General features: G+C 72.2%; 16 protein-coding genes. 10 read left to right on the plus strand and 6 right to left on the minus strand.

Annotated elements, in window-relative coordinates; genetic code table 11:
* Positions 1-27: 27 nt before the first annotated feature.
* Entirely contained in the window at positions 28-375 is a 348-nt protein-coding gene (locus ACQPXG_RS06975; protein WP_433466787.1) for a hypothetical protein, read from the minus strand.
* Between the two features lie 155 nt (positions 376-530).
* On the opposite strand from ACQPXG_RS06975, the gene ACQPXG_RS06980 reads away from it, so the two are divergent.
* Entirely contained in the window at positions 531-3,419 is a 2,889-nt protein-coding gene (locus ACQPXG_RS06980) for an ABC transporter substrate-binding protein (protein WP_433466788.1), read from the plus strand.
* Positions 3,420-3,487: 68 nt separating this feature from the next.
* Here the strand turns inward: ACQPXG_RS06980 and ACQPXG_RS06985 are convergent, their stop codons facing one another.
* Complete coding sequence (locus tag ACQPXG_RS06985) at positions 3,488-4,591, minus strand: citrate synthase 2 (protein WP_433466789.1); 1,104 nt, start codon at positions 4,589-4,591, stop codon at positions 3,488-3,490.
* Between the two features lie 121 nt (positions 4,592-4,712).
* Here ACQPXG_RS06985 and pdxH point away from each other — a divergent pair, with 121 nt between their 5' ends.
* Positions 4,713-5,423, plus strand: a complete 711-nt coding sequence (gene pdxH / locus ACQPXG_RS06990) for a pyridoxamine 5'-phosphate oxidase (RefSeq protein WP_433466790.1) — start codon at positions 4,713-4,715, stop codon at positions 5,421-5,423.
* The gene (locus tag ACQPXG_RS06995) at positions 5,420-6,817 is read left to right on the plus strand and encodes an MFS transporter (protein ID WP_433466791.1); all 1,398 of its coding nucleotides are present in this window, start codon (positions 5,420-5,422) and stop codon (positions 6,815-6,817) included. Before pdxH ends, ACQPXG_RS06995 begins: the two co-directional genes overlap by 4 nt.
* Here the strand turns inward: ACQPXG_RS06995 and ACQPXG_RS07000 are convergent.
* The gene (locus ACQPXG_RS07000; RefSeq protein ID WP_433466792.1) at positions 6,814-7,518 is read right to left on the minus strand and encodes a UdgX family uracil-DNA binding protein; all 705 of its coding nucleotides are present in this window, start codon (positions 7,516-7,518) and stop codon (positions 6,814-6,816) included. The two genes, ACQPXG_RS06995 and ACQPXG_RS07000, sit on opposite strands and share 4 nt — an antisense overlap.
* Before the next feature lie 99 nt (positions 7,519-7,617).
* Here ACQPXG_RS07000 and ACQPXG_RS07005 point away from each other — a divergent pair, with 99 nt between their 5' ends.
* The 3 genes from ACQPXG_RS07005 to ACQPXG_RS07015 all read left to right on the plus strand — a co-directional run bounded on the left by ACQPXG_RS07005 (position 7,618) and on the right by ACQPXG_RS07015 (position 11,852).
* Positions 7,618-8,319, plus strand: a complete 702-nt coding sequence (locus ACQPXG_RS07005; protein ID WP_433466793.1) for a metal-dependent transcriptional regulator — start codon at positions 7,618-7,620, stop codon at positions 8,317-8,319.
* A gap of 186 nt (positions 8,320-8,505) precedes the next feature.
* Positions 8,506-10,851, plus strand: coding sequence for a SpoIIE family protein phosphatase (locus ACQPXG_RS07010; protein ID WP_433466794.1), 2,346 nt, complete (start codon positions 8,506-8,508; stop codon positions 10,849-10,851).
* A 5-nt stretch (positions 10,852-10,856) separates the two neighbouring features.
* Entirely contained in the window at positions 10,857-11,852 is a 996-nt protein-coding gene (locus tag ACQPXG_RS07015) for a zinc-dependent alcohol dehydrogenase family protein (protein WP_433466795.1), read from the plus strand.
* Here ACQPXG_RS07015 and ACQPXG_RS07020 read toward each other — a convergent pair.
* Positions 11,849-12,703 (minus strand): class I SAM-dependent methyltransferase, encoded by an 855-nt coding sequence (locus tag ACQPXG_RS07020; protein WP_433466796.1) that lies wholly within the window; start codon positions 12,701-12,703, stop codon positions 11,849-11,851. The genes ACQPXG_RS07015 and ACQPXG_RS07020 overlap by 4 nt on opposite strands.
* Positions 12,704-12,956: 253 nt before the next feature.
* Entirely contained in the window at positions 12,957-13,118 is a 162-nt protein-coding gene (locus ACQPXG_RS07025) for a hypothetical protein (RefSeq protein ID WP_433466797.1), read from the minus strand.
* Positions 13,119-13,204: 86 nt separating this feature from the next.
* Here ACQPXG_RS07025 and ACQPXG_RS07030 point away from each other — a divergent pair, with 86 nt between their 5' ends.
* The 4 genes from ACQPXG_RS07030 to ACQPXG_RS07045 all read left to right on the plus strand — a co-directional run bounded on the left by ACQPXG_RS07030 (position 13,205) and on the right by ACQPXG_RS07045 (position 17,855).
* Entirely contained in the window at positions 13,205-13,606 is a 402-nt protein-coding gene (locus ACQPXG_RS07030) for a hypothetical protein (RefSeq protein ID WP_433466798.1), read from the plus strand.
* A 101-nt stretch (positions 13,607-13,707) separates the two neighbouring features.
* Complete coding sequence (locus ACQPXG_RS07035; RefSeq protein ID WP_433466799.1) at positions 13,708-15,744, plus strand: MFS transporter; 2,037 nt, start codon at positions 13,708-13,710, stop codon at positions 15,742-15,744.
* 110 nt (positions 15,745-15,854) lie between these two features.
* Complete coding sequence (locus ACQPXG_RS07040; RefSeq protein WP_433466800.1) at positions 15,855-17,000, plus strand: acetyl-CoA C-acetyltransferase; 1,146 nt, start codon at positions 15,855-15,857, stop codon at positions 16,998-17,000.
* Between the two features lie 60 nt (positions 17,001-17,060).
* Positions 17,061-17,855 carry an enoyl-CoA hydratase-related protein gene (locus ACQPXG_RS07045; RefSeq protein WP_433466801.1) on the plus strand — a complete coding sequence of 265 codons (795 nt, stop codon included), beginning with the start codon at positions 17,061-17,063 and terminating at the stop codon, positions 17,853-17,855.
* 5 nt (positions 17,856-17,860) lie between these two features.
* On the opposite strand, the gene ACQPXG_RS07050 is transcribed toward ACQPXG_RS07045, so the two are convergent.
* Entirely contained in the window at positions 17,861-18,976 is a 1,116-nt protein-coding gene (locus ACQPXG_RS07050) for a hypothetical protein (RefSeq protein WP_433466802.1), read from the minus strand.
* Between the last annotated feature and the right edge of the window lie 23 nt (positions 18,977-18,999).

The following is an 18,999-nucleotide window of genomic DNA, read 5'->3' on the forward strand; positions in this document are numbered from 1 at the left end:
CCGCCCGGCCCGTGATGGCGGCTGAGGTCAGTTGCGCCGGCGGCGTCGGGTCCAGGTCAGGAGGGCTGCCAGTGCTGCCGTGCAGACCCCGGCGATCACGGCGGGCGGGTAGAGCCAGTCGTCGCCCTTGGAGTGCGCCTCGATGGCCGTGTTGACGGAGTCGTAGGTCAGGAACGCCAGGAACAGGGCGGCGGCGATCACGGCGATCCGGCCGGACACGGCGTTGGTGCGGCGGCGGCGTTCCTCGCGCTCCGCCTCGTACCGGCGCAGCTCCTCGGCGGCGTCGGGCTTCGGCGCCGTGGGAGCCGCCATGCCGGACGCGGGACCGATGTCGCCTTCCAGGGGCTCGTCGCGGCCGGCGGGGTCTTCACTCATGGCGCCAATGATGACAAAGTGGCCGAGTTTCATGCTCGGTCGCATGATCAGTGGAAATTTTCGATCTTTTTCGCTGCCCGGCGCGTCCAATCTTCGAAAGGGCGGCGGTGGGGGAGCGGCCGGGCGGAGGCGAGCGAGAGAGCGAGGCGTGGCGCATGGCGGGCGACGGCGACCGGATCCTGAGCGAGGATCGGCTCCGCGGGGTGCTCGACCTGTTCGAACGGCTGCGGGAGCGACCGCCGTGGCGGTGGCGGGAGCGGCTGCGGCCGCTGCTGCTCCTGCTCGGACCGGGCCGCGCCGCGTCCCACGCGGCCGAGATGCTCAAGTCCCGGTGCGAGGACGAGCGGGCCCCGGTGTCGCACATCGCCGCCGAGACCCCGGCCACCGACGTCGCGGGCGTGCTGCGGGAGGCCAAGCGCGAGCTGTCGCAGCCGAGCAGCCGTGCCCGGGGCGAGCCGGGACTGCGGTTCCCGCTGCTGGAGATGGCGCTGTGGCTGCGCGACCTGCGCGAGATCCGACTCGCCGGGGACCGTCCGGCGCCGCGCGGCGCGTCGTCCACCGAGCGGGAGAACCACCAGCTCGTGCGGCGGCTGACGCATCCGCCGGTCGGCGACAACGAGAACGCGCGGCGCCGCGAGCTGAACCGGGTGATCCGGCGGCGCGGCCGGGACGTCCTGCGCGACCTGGAGGAGGTGCGCAGCCGGCCCGCCACGTTCCTGTCCTTCCTGGAGCAGATCGCCCCGATCGGGATCGCGGTCGTCGCGCTGATCAGCGCGGGGACGGCGGCGGCGCTCGACCTCGCGTCCGCCGTGCTCGCCGCCGTGATCGGGCTCGCGTTCGTGACCGTGCAGATCCTCGCCCGGACGCGCGGCTGGTACGGCGTGCGGAGGTTCAGCTGGTTCCTCCGCCAGCCCTACGTCGACCGCGACTCCACCGGCTTCCTCGGTTTCGCGCTCGGCGTGTTCGACCCGCGCCCGGTCGAGCCGGAGGACCACGGCGAGCAGCTCGACCTGCTGCTCGTCGCCGCGTTCCTGGAGGACCTGCGCCGCAACTACCGGCGCGACTACCGGCGGGCGGCGTGGGCACGGGTCCGCTACCCGGTGCTGATCTTCGAGCACCTGTCCGCGGGGCACCCCGGCGTGACGTTCGTGGAGCTGGTCGAGCGGGTCCGCGCCGACAGCCAGATGACCGGCCGGCTGCCCGGGTTCGACCCGCTGATCGTCGTCGCCGGCGTCGACCCGACCGCGCCGGCCGACGACGACCCGTCCGCCCCGTCCGGGCCGCGGCTGGTCGACCGGCTCGCGCAGGCCGTCCGGGTGGACATGTCGTCCGGCGAGCCGCAGAGCGTCATCGCCGCGCGCGGCCTGTGGGACCGCTACACCCGGGAGCAGCGCCGCGTCGGCGTCCTCGGCTCGCGCAGGGAACTGCGCGTCGACATCACCCGCGACCCGGGCGGCGACCTGCCGCCGGTCCGGCCGGTGCGGCGCCGCCCCCGGCTCACCCATCCGGCGCTGCCGTGGATCGCGATGGTCGCGGTGGCCGCCGCCTCCATCAGCGTGATCTCGGTCCAGGTGGTGAAGTACTGCTCGCCGTTCGGCATCAGGCGGATGGCGAACGGCGAATGCGTCGGCGTCACCGACGGGTCCTACCGCTTCGGCGAGGACTCCGGCGGCAAGAACAACGACAACCGGCTGAACAAGGTCCTGGACGCGATCGAGGCGCAGAACGACCACGTCAAGGAGTCCGGCAAGCCGTACGCGACGGTCGTCTACCTGGGCCCGGTGACCGCCGACCCGTCCATCAAGAACAAGCGGATCGACCTGCTCGCCGGGGTGCAGGGCGAGCTGATCGGGCTGGCGATCGCGCAGAAGCGGTTCAACGACGCCGCCGAGGGCGACGACCTGCGGCTGCGGGTGCTGATCGCCAACGCGGGCGCCAGGTTCCGCTACGCCGAGCACGTCGCCGACCAGATCCGCAGGCGGGCGCTGAAGGACCGCTCCATCGTCGCGGTGATCGGCTTCGAGCAGAGCCGGCGGCAGACGCAGCAGGCGATCAAGCTGCTGGCCAAATCGGCGCTGCCCCTCGTCGGCACCGCCAACAGCTACGACGGGACGGCCCTGCTGGACGGCGACGCCGGCTACTCGCCGTACTACTTCCGGCTCGCGTCCCCGAACTCGCGGACGGCGGCGCACGCCGCGTACTGGGCGCGGCACGGCGACGTCGGCGGCAGGAAGGTCGACGACGCGGTGGTCATCTACGACGGCGACCCCGACGACCTGTACAGCGGGAACCTGGCCACCGACTTCCAGAAGGCGTTCCGGCCCGGCAAGGCGCTGATGCGCCCCTACAAGAACCCGGGCGAACTGAACAGGTCGGTCCGGGAGGCGTGCCAGGACCAGCCCGACCTGTTCTACTACGCCGGACGTTCGGACGAGTTCCGCTCGTTCATCAACGTCCTCGAACTGTCCTGCCCCAAGCGCCCGCTGGTCCTGGCGGACGACGAGATCGCCAAGTACGTCAGCGACAACGCCGAGGACATCGGCCGCAAGAACACCTTCGACCTGTACTTCACGCCGCTGGCCGCGCGGGAGGCGTGGACGTGGCGGTGGATCGGCGACCAGTCGCCGCAGACCTTCTACTCCGACTACGACCCTGCCGTCCGGGAGATGACCGACGAGGACCAGGGGTCCGGGCAGCGGCCGTCGATCACGCGCGCCGCCGTCGGCTACGACGCCGCCACGCTCGTCGCGACCGTGGCGAGCAAGGTGTACTGGCAGGAGAAGGCGCTGCCGTCGGCGGGGTCGGTGTTCGCGGCGCTGAACGACCCGGACCACGACGTCCTGCGCAACGGGGCCAGCGGCGTGCTGCGGTTCGGCTCCCGCGGTACCGGCCACCAGGTGATCGACCGGCCGGTCATCCTCGCGACGATCAAGCAGGACGGCACGACCGAGGTGAAGGAGGTCTGCGGCCGCCTCATCGCGGGCCGGCAGGGCAGGGCCGACTGCCCGCCCGGGGGCGAGAAGGGCGGGAACGCGCCGGAGTAGGCCCCGGACACGGCAAAGGCCCCCGGTCCGGGCCGGGGGCCTCAAGGCGCGTCGTGCGGGGGGACGGGTCAGCGCTTGAGGATCTCCGCTCCGCCCGCCACGTCCCCGATGGAACGGCTGCCGGGGCCGGTGTACCGGGCGCTCGGCCGGACGAGGCGTCCGGTGCGCTTCTGCTCCAGGATGTGCGCCGCCCAGCCGGCGGTGCGGCCGCAGGTGAACATCGCGGGCATCATCGCGGTCGGGACCTCGGCGAAGTCCAGGATGACCGCGGCCCAGAACTCCACGTTCGTCTCGATCGGACGGTCCGGGCGGCGCTCGCGCAGCTCTGCCAGCGCGGCGTCCTCCAGGGCCTTCGCGGCCTCGAAGCGCGGCGCGTCCAGCTCCTTGGCGGTGCGGCGCAGCACGCGGGCGCGCGGGTCCTCGGCGCGGTAGACGCGGTGGCCGAAGCCCATCAGCCGCTCGCCGGAGTCGAGGATGCCGGCGACCACCTTGCGGGCGTCGCCGAGCTGCTCGACCTTCTCGATCATCGGCAGGACGCGGGCGGGCGCGCCGCCGTGCAGCGGGCCGGACATGGCGCCGATAGCGCCGGAGATGCTAGCGGCCACGTCCGCGCCGGTGGAGGCGATGACGCGGGCGGTGAAGGTGGAGGCGTTCAGGCCGTGCTCTGCGGCGGACACCCAGTACGCGTCGATGGCCCGGACGTGCTTCGGGTCGGGCTCACCGCGCCAGCGGACCATGAACCGCTCGGTGATGGTCTTCGCCTCGTCGATCCGGCTCTGCGGCACCATGGGAACACCGACGCCGCGGGCCGACTGCGCGACGAACGACAGCGCCGTCACCGATACTCGGGCGAGGTCGGCGCGGGCCTCCTCGTCGGAGATGTCGAGCAGCGGCTTCATCCCGTACGCGGTGGCGAGGGTGGGGAGGGAGCTCTGCACGTCCACCCGGACATCACCGGAGGTGACCGGGAGCAGGTGCGGGTCGGCGGGGGCCAGTCCCGGGTCGAAACTGTCGTCCACGAGGAGGCCCCAGGCGTCGCCGAAGGAGACGCGGCCGACGAGCTCCTCGATGTCGACGCCCCGGTAGCGGAGGGCGCCGCCCTCCTTGTCCGGTTCGGCGATCTCGGTCTCGAAGGCGACGACCCCCTCGAGACCGGGTTTGAAGTCGGACATGTCGTCCTGCCTTTCCCAGAGTGATAAGGCGGTGCCGTGCCATTGAACCCTGTCCGCCTTACCGACCAGTACCCAGGGGTCATGTGAGTTGCACAAGACCCAGGTGAGAGGCTCTGACGCTGTGGATTCCCCAACGCCCGATCCCGCACGGCTCCGCAGATCCTACGAGGGGGGCGAATTGTCGGAGTCGGCGCTCCCTGCCGATCCGCTCGCCCTCTTCGCCGCGTGGTTCGCCGACGTGCACGCCTCCGGGCTGATCGAGCCGAACGCGATGGTGCTCGCCACCGCGTCGGGCGACGGTGTCCCGAGCGCCCGCACGGTCCTGCTGAAGGGGTACGGGCCGCAGGGCTTCCGGTTCTTCACCAACTTCTCGTCCCACAAGGGCCGCGACCTCGCGGAGAACCCGCGCGCGGCGCTCGTGTTCCCCTGGCACGCGATGTACCGGCAGGTGCGCGTGGCGGGGCCGGTGTTCCGGCTGTCCCGGGAGGATTCGGCCGCCTACTTCCGGACCCGGCCGTACGGGTCGCGGCTCGGGGCCTGGGCGAGCGAGGAGCAGTCGGGCGTCATCTCCGGGCGGGACGTGCTGGAGCGCCGCTACGCCGAGCTGGCCGAGCGCTGGCCGGACCCGGCGGAGGGCCGGCCGCCGGGGGCGCCGGACGAGGACGCCGCCGACGCCGTCCCGCTGCCGGACTTCTGGGGCGGCTACCGCGTGGCCCCCGAGTCGATCGAGTTCTGGCAGGGCCGTCCCGACCGCCTCCATGATCGAATCCGCTACCGGCGCACGGCCCCGGACGACAAGGAGGGGTGGGTGCTGGAGAGACTGTCCCCGTGACAGCGGAACAGCACCGAACCCCCGCCGACCGTCCTGACACCACCGAGTCCTCCGAGCAGGGCGACTCCGAACCGGAGGAACCCGCGAGACCCCGCGCCGGGGCCCGCCGCGGGCGCCTGCGGCGGCTCGCGATCGACACCCGGCCGCTGGGCCACCCCGCCTACCGGCGGCTGTGGCTGGGGCAGGGCGTCTCGTTCGTCGGGTTCCAGGTGACCGCCGTCGCCGTGCCCGTCCAGGTGTACGACATGACGAGGTCGTCCTTCTGGGTGGGCGTGCTGGGCATCGTCAACCTCGTCCCGCTGATCGTGTTCGGGCTCTGGGGCGGCGCGGTGGCCGACCACATGGACCGGCGGAGGCTGCTGTTCGCCTCCTCCTGCGTCATGTGGGCGGCGACGCTGCTGCTGCTCGTCCAGGCGCTGCTGGACGTCGGCAGCCTCGCGCTGATCATGGGAGTGGTGGCCTTCCAGGCGGTCGGCTTCGCCGTGTCCTCGCCCACCCGCAGCGCGATCATTCCCCGGCTGATCGACCGGCCGCTCGTCCCGGCGGCCAACACGCTCAACTTCACCGCGAGCCAGTTCGGGATGCTGGCCGGGCCCCTGTTCGCCGGTGTGCTCCTGGCCCACTGGCACTACGCGGCGGCGTACGCGCTCGACGCCGTGCTGTTCACGGTCGTGCTGTACGCGGCGCTGCGCCTGCCGCCGGTCCCGCCGCTCGGCGACGTCACTGGCTCGCCGGGGCTGCGGTCGGTCTTCGACGGGCTCCGGTACCTGGTCACGCAGCCCGTCCTGCTCATGTCCTTCGTCGTGGACATCATCGCGATGGCGATCGCCATGCCGCGCGCCTTGTTCCCCGAGGTGGCCGAGACACGGTTCGGCGGCGAGGGGGCGGTCGGCTACCTGTTCGCCGCGATCGCGGTGGGCGCGTTCGCCGGCGGGCTGTCGTCCGGCTGGATCGGGCGGGTGCACAAGCAGGGGATCGCCCTGGTCACGGCCATCGCGATCTGGGGGCTGGCGGTGGCGGCCGCCGGGCTGTCCCACCGGTTGTGGCTCGCGGTCGTGCTGCTCGCCGTCGGCGGCGCGGCCGACCTCGTGTCGTCGGTCTTCCGCCAGTCGATGCTGCAGACCTACGCACCCGACCGGATGCGCGGACGTCTCCAGGGCGTGTTCACCGTCGTCGTCGCGGGCGGGCCCCGGCTCGGGGACGTCCGGGCGGGCGCGACCGCGAGCGTCGCCGGCGCCACCGCGTCCTGGGTGGGCGGCGGCCTCGCCTGCGCGGCACTGGTCGTCGTGGCGGGATTCGCCGTCCCCGCCCTGCTCCGCTACGACACCCGCACCGCCGAGACCGTGCCGGTGTCATCGCCGAGCGCGGAACCCCGCGGCGAGCCCACGTCCTAGCGGAGGGCTGAGGCGGCGAGCTTCAGGTCGTCGACCAGCCCGGCGTACATCGCGTCGCGGTCCTCGGCGCGCAGGACCGCGGACGGGTGGACGGTCGCGAGCAGCCGCGTGTCGGCCTCGCCGGGCGGCTCGTCGCCGATCTCGCGCGCGGCGGCAGGGGTCCCTATCGTCTCCAGATCCGGCAGCGGTAGCAGGCGCCCGCGCTGTTTCGTCACGCGGAACGACGAGCCCAGCAGCGCCCTGCCCGCCGTGGCGCCCAGCACGACCACAACGTCCGGATCGAGGAGCCGCAGCTCGGCCAGCAGCCAGGGGCGGCACGCCCGCATCTCGCCGGCGTTCGGCGCCTCGTGGATGCGCCGCTTGCCGCCCTCCTGCCGCCTGAACTTGAAGTGCTTGACGGCGTTCGTGACGTAGACGTCGCCGCGCTCGATCCCGGCCTCCTCCAGCGCCCGGTCGAGGACGCGTCCGGCCGGGCCGACGAACGGGTGGCCCTTGCGGTCCTCCTGGTCGCCGGGCTGCTCGCCGACGAGCACGACCCGGCCGCCCGGCGAGCCCTCACCGAAGACCGTCTGGGTGGCGTTCTCATAGAGGCCGCAGCCGCGGCAGTCCGCGGCGGCCCGGCGCAGCGCGTCGAGATCGGATCGTTCCTCGGGCGTCTCCGGCAGGAACGGTTCCGCGTCCTGGGAAGGTTTCGCGTTCATCTTGCGTTCCCCTGTACCCGGCTTCAGAGGGATATTCGCGTGCCCCGGCGACCCGGGGCCGATGCAAGTAGACTTCTGCAAATAAGACTGGAGGGAGCTGTGACCTCACACGGCCTGATCGATACCACGGAGATGTACCTCCGGACGGTTTTCGAGCTGGAAGAGGAGGGGATCATTCCCCTTCGCGCGCGCATCGCCGAGCGGCTCTCCCAGAGCGGCCCGACGGTGAGCCAGACGGTCGCGCGGATGGAGCGCGACGGGCTGCTGCGGGTCGAAGGCGATCGGCACCTCGAGCTGACCGATAGCGGACGCGGTCTCGCGACCCGCGTCATGCGCAAGCACCGCCTCGCCGAATGTCTGCTGGTCAACGTCATCGGGCTGCCCTGGGAGGACGTCCACATCGAGGCGTGCCGGTGGGAGCACGTGATGTCGGAGGAGGTCGAGCGGCGTCTCGTCGCGCTGCTGGACAACCCGACCGCCTGCCCGCACGGCAACCCCATTCCCGGCCTGGACGAACTGGGCGGACACGGCGACGACGCCGACTCCGCCCCGCTCTCGGTGATGACCGCCGTGGCGAGCCCGGCGGGCGCGGCCGCGGTGATCCGGCGGATCAGCGAGCAGGTGCAGAGCGACAGCGACCTGATGCTTAGACTCAAGCAGATAGGGATACAACCGGGACGAGAGGTGATTCTCCGGGCGACCGACGACGGGGTGCGGGTGATCAGTGACGACGAGGACGACAGTCCCGCGACCGAGCTGCGGCGCGACATCGCCGAGCACGTCTTCGTCAGCCAGCGCTGACACGAACGGCGTGCGCGCACCCGCCTCGACGGTCTATACCGAAGATCTCCACAGCTTCGTGTCTCCAGGGCGTATCCCAGCGGCCGGTTCGTCGTTCAATACGACGAGGCAAACACGTACGACGTCCGTGCCGCGACGCGCGGTGATCATCGGGGCGAGGATCGCGACTGTTATCGGGATGGGGAGATGAACCACTGGGGGGAAGCGCCTGACGAGGCGCATCTGCCGCCCGAGACCGTCCTCAACCAGATGGAGATGGCGGTCATCGTCTGTGACCGCTTCAGCAACGTCATCTACGGCAACGCCTTCGCCCGCCAGCTGTTCGGCTTCGGCGGCGACGAGATCATCGGCCACTCCATCCTGTCGCTGGGCATCGCCGAGGAGGACCACGAGCAGGCCACCGAGCTGGCCAAGCACGTCCTCAAGGGCGGTGTCTGGGAGGGGACCTTCTGCAACCTGCGCGCGGACGGCACCACCGTCTACACGCGCGCGCACGCCGTCCCGCTGCGGCACCCGTCCGGTGCGGTCGACGGCACCGTGATCTTCGCGCGGGAGGCGCTCCGCTCCAACCAGCGCGAGCAGGACCGCTACGGCCTGATGGAGCGGATCGGCGAGCGGCTCGCCGGGTCGCTGGAGCTGGAGAGCACCCTCCGGCGCGTCGCCGACACCCTCGTCCCGCAGTTCGCCGACCACTGCTTCATCGACCTCTACAGCGGCGACCGGCTCTACCGGCGGGTGTCCCGGCACGCCGGCGGCTGGGAGCCGCCGCCCGGCACCTGGGCCGACGTCGGCGAGCCCGTGTCCTACCCGCCGGGCCACTTCAGCGCCAAGGCGATGGACCGCCGCGACGCCATCCTCGTCGAGGACATGATCCAGCACCGGTTCGCGGCGCCGACCGAGTCGTCCCAGCGGCTCGGCACCGAGATGGGCATCACCTCGGTGATCTCCGCGCCGCTCCTGGTGCGCGGCGAGCTGCTCGGCGTGATGAGCCTGGCCCTGTCGAACCTGTCCAAGCGGCCCGACCCGCACTACGACGGCTTCGACCGCGACCTGATCGGCGCCATCGCCAGCCGGGTCGCGCTCGCCGTCGACAACGCGCTGCTGTTCGAGGAGGAGCGCGACACCGCGCTCGCCTTCCAGAAGCACCTCCTGCCCGGCGACCGGCCGCCTCCGCTGGACGGCCTGCAGATCGCCTGGCGGTACGAGCCGGCCCGCCCGCTGGAGTCGCACGGCCACGGCATCCAGACACAGGTCGGCGGCGACTGGTACGACGTCATCCCGCTGTCGGCCGGACGCGTCGGCCTCGTCATCGGCGACGTGGAGGGGCGCGGCGCCCGAGCCGCCGCCGTCATGGGCCAGCTCCGCGCTGCGCTGCGCGCCTTCGCGCAGGACGACAAGCCGCCCGCCGACATACTGCGCAAGCTGGACGAGTGGGTCCGGACGATGACGCGGCCCGAGCGGATGCGGTCCGGCTGGAACAGCGACGACCTCGTCCGGCCGCCGCTCGTGTCCTGCACCTACTTCGTGTACGACGCGTGGTCGCGCGTCCTGGAGTTCGCCAACGCCGGGCACGACCCGCCCCTGCTGATCGTGGACGGCGAGGTCGGCGAGCTGGCGTTCGAGAGCCAGGGCGGCATGCTCGGCCTGCGCGCCCCCGGCATGGGCGGGGAGATCCTCTTCAACGAGGAGACGACCGAGCTGAAGCCGGGCTCGACCCTCGTCCTCTACACCGACGGCCTCATCGACCGGCGGCCCAAGGACGACGGCGACTACTACACCCGCGAGGAGTCGCGGGAGCTCGTCCGCACCGCCGTCGCCAAGGTCGCGCGCGCCGGCGTCGAGGCGATCGCCAACGCCGCCTACGACGCGGTGCCCGGCGACATCGACGACGACGTCGCCATTGTGGTGATCCGCACCGCCGGCGAGGAACTGGCCGTGGAGGAGCGCACCTTCACCGCCGAGCCGATCATGGTGTCGGAGGCCCGCCGGATGGCCGCCGACGCGTTCGCGACCTGGGGGATGCTCGACGAGCAGGCCGAACTCGCCTGCCTGCTCGTCTCCGAGGTCGTCACGAACGTCGTCCTGCACGCCACCGCCACCCCGGCGCCGCGCCGCGAGATGGTCGTCCCGGTCCCGGCCGGGCCGCCCGGACGGGGCGGTGAGCCGCTGAGCGCGCCGCCGCCCGTCCAGTTCAACACCGAGTTCGGCACCGGGACGTCCGCCGACTCGTTCGAGGCCGGTGCGTTCGAGGGCGGCGACTTCGGCGAGGACGACTGGAACCTCGGCGCCGACCTCGGTCGCCGCGAGCCGCCGACCAAGGAGTTCCGGCTCCGGTTGCGGCGCGGCGCCGACGCGATCTGGGTCGAGGTGTTCGACTCCGACATGCGGCTGCCGCGCATCCGCAGCGCGGGCGAGACCGACGAGGGCGGGCGCGGCCTGTACCTGGTCGACCAGCTCGCCACCCGGTGGGGTGCCCGGCCGATCTCGGACGGCAAGGCCGTCTGGTTCGAGTTGCCGCTGACGCCGTCCTGACCGCGATGCGCGCGTGGGTGGTCGAGAAGCCGTCCCCGATCGCGGCGGGGCCGCTGCGGCGCGCCGACCGGGACGTGCCTTCACCTGGCCCGGGCGAGCTGCTGGTCCGCGTGCTCGCCTGCGGCGTCTGCCGGACGGATCTGCACGTCGCCGAGGGCGACCTGCCCGTCCACCTGCCGGGCGTGACGCCCGGCCACGAGATCGTCGGGGAGGTCGCCGGCGCGGGCCCCGGCGTTCTGCATCGTCGTGGTGACCGTGTCGGCGTGGCGTGGCTGCGCGGGACGTGCGGCGCCTGCCGCTTCTGCCGCCGGGGCGCCGAGAACCTGTGCCCGGCCTCGGTCTACACCGGCTGGGACGCGCACGGCGGCTATGCCGACTACGCGCTCGCCGTCGACGCCTACACCTACGCGCTGCCCCCCGAGCTGGACGATGTGCGAGCCGCCCCGCTGCTGTGCGCGGGGATCATCGGGTACCGGGCGCTGCGCCGTTCCGCCCTGCCGCCGGGGGGGCGGCTCGGCATCTGGGGGTTCGGCGGCTCCGCTCATCTGGCCGCCCAGATCGCCGTCGCCGAGGGCGCCGACGTGCACGTCTTCACCCGGAGCCCGGCCGCCCGCGAGCTGGCCCGCGACCTCGGCGCGTCCTGGGCGGGCGACTCGTTCGACGCGGCCCCGGCCCCGCTGGACTCGGCGATCGTCTTCGCGCCGGCGGGGGAGCTGGTGGCCACCGCGCTGGAACGCCTCGACCGCGGCGGGACGTGCGCCATCGCCGGGATCCACCTGAGCGACGTGCCGTCCCTGGACTACGAGCGGTACCTGTTCCAGGAGCGGCAGGTCCGCTCGGTGACGGCGAATACCCGCGCGGACGGCGAGGAGTTCCTGATGCTCGCCGCGCGCCTCGACGTCGCCGTCACGACGCACACCTACGCGCTGGACGACGCGGACCGCGCCCTGGGCGACCTGGCCGCGGACCGCTTCACGGGCGCGGCCGTTCTCGTTCCCTAGGGGATCGGTTCCGCGGCGACGTGCGCCCAGGACTGGGTGAACCAGAGCTCGCCGCCGATGATGCGGGGCTTCGAACCGGTCTTCGGGCCGCCGTCCACCTCGTTGAGCAGGGCCATGCGGATGCGGTCGGCCGCGGCGTCGTCGCGGGCCCCGGCGAGCCACGGCTCCGCGGGACGTTCCACGGTGAACACGTCGAGCCGCCGGATGCTGCCGCCCGCCGAGGTGATCATCTCGGTGAGCCGGGCGATGGACGGGGTGCCGGGATGGTCGGGGTCGCGGAGCCGCTCGATCCGGTCGCGTTCGGGGCCGGCGAGGTTGCCGCGGACGAGGTCGGCGATGACCACCCGCCCGCCCGGCCGGCACACCCGCAGCAGCTCCCGCAGCACATGATCGGGATCGCCCAGGTTGTAGAGCGAGAACCGGGCCGTCACCAGGGAGAACGCGTTGTCCCGGTACGGCAGCGCGGTGGCGTCCGCCTTGATCGTCGTGCGCCGGTCCGGGCCGCCCGCCCACGGTCTGCGGTCCTCGCGCGTCACCGACGACGGCACGTGGTCGCCGTCGCGGGCGCCGCCGGTGATCCGGACGGGGCCCGTCCCGAACTCGACCGTCTCCATGCGGCCGCCGTCCCGCCCCCCGGACCGGCCGGTCGCGGACGCCGCCGGCACGGGCATGGCGTCCACCGCGGTCATGTGGCGGACCTGCGGGCCGAGCGCGGCGGGCATGGGGCCGCGTCCGCGCGCGACGTCCAGGCACACGTCGTCCCGGTCGGGTTCGACGAACTCCAGCAGGCGCCTCAGATGCGGGGCGATCGTGCCCCCGGTCTCCTGGACGGCGATCGCCGGATGCGGCACGGGTGTTCTCCCTCGGCTCGGGCCGGCTTCGCCGGACGGGGTACCGCTCGCGTCCGCCGCGGGGTGCGCCCCGGGGATCCCACCCGGGGGCCGGGTGAGGCGCATCGTCCTCGGCGGGACGTCGAACGGGCGTGAAGCCGGTTTCGCCTGTTATGACTCGCCGCCGGGCCGGGAGGTTCGGAAATCGGCCGCGGAAATTCTCCGGCCGTTCAGATGCGACGTCCGGCCGCGCGGTCCTGTTCCACCGCGCGGTTCAGCCCCGCACATGGTTGCCGTACATCGCGAGGGCGACGAGCACGAACACCGTGATCACCGCGATCCGGGTGGGCATCGGCAGCCGGAGCCGTACCGCAGCCCAGCGCACGCAGAACGCGGCCAGTAGTGACACGACGACGAGGGTGAGGATGCCTTCCATGGCCACCTTCATTCCGGGGGAGTGCCGCCTCCTTGAACGATAGACGGGTCGGCGCGTGCGGGGTGGGGGCGGATAATCTCCCTCTTGTGGCAGATGTGAAGGAAGTGGACGACCGGGACAAGGTCGACGACATGATGACCAACCTGGCGCGTGGACGGGTCGCCCTCGGGCTCGCCGCGTTCGCCGCGCCGAAGCTGACGGTGAAGCTGACGGGGCTGGGCGGGGACGCGCACCCGGGCCGCGACTACGTCGTCCGGATGTTCGCCGCCCGGGAGATCGCCCTCGGCGCCGGCTACCTGCTCAGCGGCGAGGAGTCCGGGCGCCGGCTGTGGGCCCGGCTCGGCCTCGCGGTCGACTCGATGGACCTCGCCAGCGGGCTGAAGACCCGCAGGGGGCTGCCGCTGTGGGTCACCGCCGGAGCGGTTGGGATCGCCGGCGTCGCCGCCTCGATCGGCGCCGCGAAGGTCGCCCGCGACCTGCTGCGCTGACCTTTTCCGACCTTGCCGCCCGAGCTGGGTGATCTCGCCCGGCTCATGGGTAGATCTCCCCCGGCACACACCCGTCAACTGGGCGGCAGGGGGACGGCGGCATGACGGCGGCGACGACGGCGAGGGACGAGCGGGTCATGCCGAAGGGCAGGGACCTGTACGTCATCCTCGGCGCCCTCATGCTCGCCATGCTGCTGGCGGCGCTGGACCAGACGATCGTGTCCACGGCGCTGCCGACGATCGTGAGCGATCTCGGCGGGCTCAACCACCTGTCGTGGGTCGTGACGGCGTACCTGCTGGCGTCCACGGCGTCGACGCCGCTGTGGGGCAAGCTCGGCGACCAGTACGGGCGCAAGCGGCTGTTCCAGGCGTCCATCGTCCTCTTCCTGATCGGGTCGGCGCTGTGCGGTCTCGCGCAGGACATGACCGAGCTGATCGGGTTCCGCGCCCTGCAGGGCCTCGGCGGCGGCGGGCTGATGGTGCTCGTCGTCGCGATCGTCGGGGACGTGGTGCCGCCGCGCGAGCGCGGCCGCTACCAGGGGTTGTTCGGCGCGGTCTTCGGCGTGGCCAGCGTGTGCGGGCCGCTGCTCGGCGGCTGGTTCGTCGACAACCTGTCCTGGCGCTGGGTCTTCTACATCAACCTGCCCATCGGGGTCGTGGCGCTCGCCGTGATCGCCGCCGTGCTGCCCGCGACGGGGGAGCGGGAACGGCACCGCATCGACTACCTCGGGACGCTGCTGATCGTCGGCTGGGCGGTCGGGCTCGTGCTGATGACGACCTGGGGCGGGACACGCTACGACTGGCTGTCCGCGCCGATCGTCGCGCTCGCCGCCGGCTCGGTGGTCCTGATCGTGGTGTGGCTGCTCGTCGAGCGCCGCGCCGCCGAGCCGGTCATGCCGCCGGCGCTGCTGGCGAACTCGGTGTTCTCGCTCGGCGCCGCGATCAGCTTCGCCGTCGGCTTCGCGATGTTCGGCGCGCTGACGTTCCTGCCGATCTTCCTGCAGGTGGTGCACGGCGTCTCGCCGACGCTGTCCGGCGTCTACCTGCTGCCGATGATGCTCGGCATGCTGGTCAGCTCGATCGGGTCCGGGCAGCTGATCACCCGGTTCGGCCGCTACAAGATCTTCCCGGTCGTCGGCACCCCGATCATCGCGCTGGCGATGTTCCTCCTCTCGGGGCTGGACGAGGGGTCGTCCACCCTCACGATGAGCCTGCGGTTCGCGCTGCTCGGTTTCGGGCTGGGGCTCGTCATGCAGGTGCTCGTCATCGCCGTCCAGAACGCGGTGACGTACGAGGACCTCGGTTCGGCCACATCCGGTGTCACGTTCTTCCGGCAGATCGGCGGGTCGTTCGGTGTCGCGGTGTTCGGCTCGGTCTTCAGTAATCAGCTCGCCGGGCATGTCGAGGATCTGGCGCGGGCCCTGCCGCCTGGGTTCGACCCGGCGGCCATCCAGGGGAACCCCCAGTTGCTCGACAAGTACCCGGCCGCGGTGAAGCAGGACGTCCTGCACGCCTATGCGCAGTCGATCGACTCGGTGTTCTTCTGGGCGGTCCCAGTAGCGGCGGCGGCATTCGTGTTGACCTGGTTCTTGCGCGAGGTCCCGCTGCGGGCGACCGGGCAGACGCGCGACTACGGGGAGGGATTCGGCGCGGCGCCGACGGTCCGCTCGTCCAGGCACGAGATAGAGCGCGCGCTGAGCGAACTCATGCGCAAGGACGCGAAGGCGTTCGAACTGTACGACCGGCTGGCCGCGCTCTCAGGCGTCTCGCTGCCCGCGGGCAGCGTCTGGGCGTTGTGCCGGATCGCCAAGGACGAGACGGTCAGCGGCCAGGAACTCGCCGCCCGCGCCGGTGTCCCCGTCGAACACGGGCGCCCGTACGTCGACCTGCTCGTTGATGCCGGATACGTCCAGCGGCAGGACGGGATCCTCGCCATCACGGCGTCGGGGCAGACCGTGGCCGGACGCCTGTTCGCCGCCCGCCGCGCCGGACTCGCCCGGCACCTGGACGGCTGGGCGCCCGAGGAGCATCCCGAGCTGGCCGACGTCCTGACGAGGCTCGCCGAGGCGTCCCTCGGCGACGAGACGGACGGCAAGGTCCTGAGCCCCGAGTCCGGGCCCGCCGAGCGCGGGGCGTAGGGTCCCCGAGACCCAGCTCACATGGCGTTGCGCCGTGAGCGATGTAATCTCATACTGACAGACCGAATCCCACTCGGTTTAGGGACGGAACCCCAGATTTTGGAGGCGTAGTGGCCGAGGCTTACATCGTCGGCGCGGTCCGTACCCCCGTCGGTACCAAGAAGGGCGCCCTGAAGGACGTCCACCCCGCCGACCTCGGGGCCCACGTGCTCAAGGAGCTCGTCAACCGCACCGGCGTCGACCCCTCCGCGGTCGAAGACGTGATCATGGGCTGCGTCATGCAGGTCGGCCCGCAGTCCCTCGACATCGCCCGCACCGCGTGGCTGTCGGCCGGGCTGCCGGAGTCCGTGCCCGGCGTGACGATCGACCGGCAGTGCGGGTCGTCCCAGCAGGCGATCCACTTCGCCGCCCAGGGCGTCCTGTCCGGCACCCAGGACCTCGTCGTCGCGTCCGGCGTCGAGCAGATGGCCGTCGTCCCGATGGGGTCGTCCGTCGCCATGGCCCTGGAGAAGGGGATGCCCTTCCCGTACGGCGAGGGCTGGGCCGAGCGCTACGGCATGCAGGAGATCTCCCAGTTCCGCGGCGCCGAGCTGATGGCCGAGAAGTGGGGCTTCAGCCGCGAGGACCTGGAGAGGTTCGCGCTGGAGAGCCACCAGCGCGCCGCCAAGGCGATCGAGGCCGGCTACTTCGACCGGGAGATCGCCCCCATCGCCGGGCTCGCCAAGGACGAGGGCGCCCGCCCCGACACCACGATGGAGAAGATGGCGGGCCTGAAGACGCTGCGGGACGGCGGCCGGATCACCGCCGCGGTCGCCTCGCAGATCTCCGTCGGCTCGTCCGCGGTGCTGATCGCCTCCGAGGAGGCCGTCAAGCGGCACAACCTCACCCCGCGCGCCCGCATCCACACCCTCGCCGTGTGCGGCTCCGACCCGGTCTACATGCTGACCGGCCCGATCCCCGCCACCGAGAAGGCCCTGGACCGCGCCGGGCTGAAGATCGACGACATCGACGTCTTCGAGGTCAACGAGGCGTTCGCCCCGGTCCCGATGGCGTGGGCGGCCGACACCGGCGCCTCGCTGGAGAAGACCAACCCCAACGGCGGCGCGATCGCCCTCGGCCACCCGCTCGGCGCCACCGGCGGCGTGCTGATGACCAAGCTGCTGCACGAGCTGGAGCGCACCGGCGGCCGCTACGGCCTGCAGACGATGTGCGAGGGCGGCGGCCAGGCCAACGCCACGATTATTGAAAGGCTTTAGCGACCTCGGTCGTCACGGGCGGGACTTTACGTCCCGCCCGTTCCCCATCCAGGAGGGCGCGTGTACGAGGCGATCATCTATGAGGTGGCGGAGCGGGTCGCCACGATCACGCTCAACCGGCCGGAGGCGCGGAACGCGCTGAGCGACCAGATGATCGAGGAGCTCCTGGACGCGTTCGACCGCGCCAAGACCGACGCCGACGTCCGGGTGATCGTCCTCACCGGGGCCGGTGACCGCGCCTTCTGCGCCGGTGCCGACCTGGGCGGCCTCGGCCGGGCCCAGGCCGACGGACGGCCGGTCGCCGACGCCGCCGCTATCCGCGACAGCGCCCCGTTCCGCCTCTTCACAGCCTTCCCCAAGCTCGGCAAACCCATCATCGCGCGCCTCTCCGGGCACGCCGTGGCAGGCGGCCTCGGCCTCGCCGCCGCCTGCGACCTGGTGATCGCCGCGGACGACGTCAAGCTCGCCACCCCCGAGGTCAACGTCGGCCTCTGGCCCATGATGATCATGGCGATCATCAACCGGAACGTCGCCCCGAAGCACGCCTTCAAGCTCTACTACACCGGCTCCCGCATCACCGCCGCCGAGGCCCGCGACATCGGCCTGGTCACCGAGGTCGTCCCGCGCGCCGACCTGGACGCCCGCGTCGACGACCTCGCCCGGGTCATCGCGTCCAAGAGCCCCGTGGGCCTGCGCCGCGGCCGCGACGCCTTCTTCGCGGTCGAGGGCCGCCCCCTGGAAGACCAGGTCGCCCACCTGCTCGGCGAACTGGTCGAGCTGACCGCCACCGAAGACGCCAAAGAAGGCATCACGGCCTTCCTGGAGAACCGTCCCCCCGACTTCCAGGGCCGCTGAGACGGCTAGTTCCCGGGCGTGAGCTCGGCCTGGGCGAGGTGGAAGAGGATCTTCAGGTGGCGGGCGCGCAGGGGGATCGGGGTCTCCAGCATGGCCGAGACCTGTTCGTCCCATGAGGCGGCGGCGAGCGTCAGGTCGAGGACCACGTCGTCGTCGCCGGACACCAGGGCGAGCGCGAGATCGAGCGCGGGGCTCGGCCCGTCCACCTGCCGCCGGAACTCCTGGAAATCGGGGAGCCGATCCCTAGCGGGCCGCAGGGCCGCCAGAACGATCAGCCATGCCCGTGCCGCCGCCGGGGCGTCCGGCCAGAAGCCCAGCAGGTCGGGGAGGCGGTCGATGACGGCCCGGCAGGTGGCCGCCTCGTCCGATCCGTCCTCACCGGTGGGCGGCACCGGTTCGATCGTGGCGATGTAGCTCAGGTGGATCAGCAGCTCTAGCCGGTACACGGGGGAGAGGTGCGGCGCGCGGGTGAGCTGAACGAGGAACCTGACGGTCTCCGGCGTGCAGTCGTAGCAGGTGTCCTGATGGACGACGGCACTGAAGTACTCCTCCATGGCCTGGTCCCACCCCTCGTCGTTGGCGGCGAGCCCCCGCAGTATGTCCGGGACCTCCTCCGCCGACCCGTAGGCGCCGGTGAGCGCGGCCCAGTCGACGTCGTCGAGCCCCCGCAGGACGACGGGTTCGCCAGTCGGTACGTCCGGCGGCTCCGGCTTCCCGAGGTCGTGGACGACGGCCGGGCGGGTAGCGCGGGCGGGTATCCGGGAGAGCGCCGAGATCCGCGTGTCCCGTACCTGCTCCACGGTCCGGTCGCAGACGGTCTCCCCCTCGGGGAAGATCCGGCGGGCCGTCTCCGGATGAGCCATGGAGCGCCTGAGGTCGGCACCCAGGTCCACGGCGAGTTCGGTGACGACGCGGTCCTCGGCGGCCGTCCACCAGGTGTCGTCCTCGTCCGGGTAGGGACCCTCGTCGAGGCTGGCGATCCGCCACCCGGAACCGGACGCCGGAGCGACGCGGACCAGTGTGTGACCACGCGCGGCCAGCTCCTGGGCGCCCTCCCGGGCCGTTTCCTCGTCGGGGACGAAAAGGCTGAAGGTGGTGGCATGCCGTGGAACGTGAATCACCGGCTCACTCTAGATGCCGCCCT

This window comes from Spirillospora sp. CA-128828 (assembly GCF_050945415.1).
Taxonomy (GTDB): Bacteria; Actinomycetota; Actinomycetes; order Streptosporangiales; family Streptosporangiaceae; genus Spirillospora.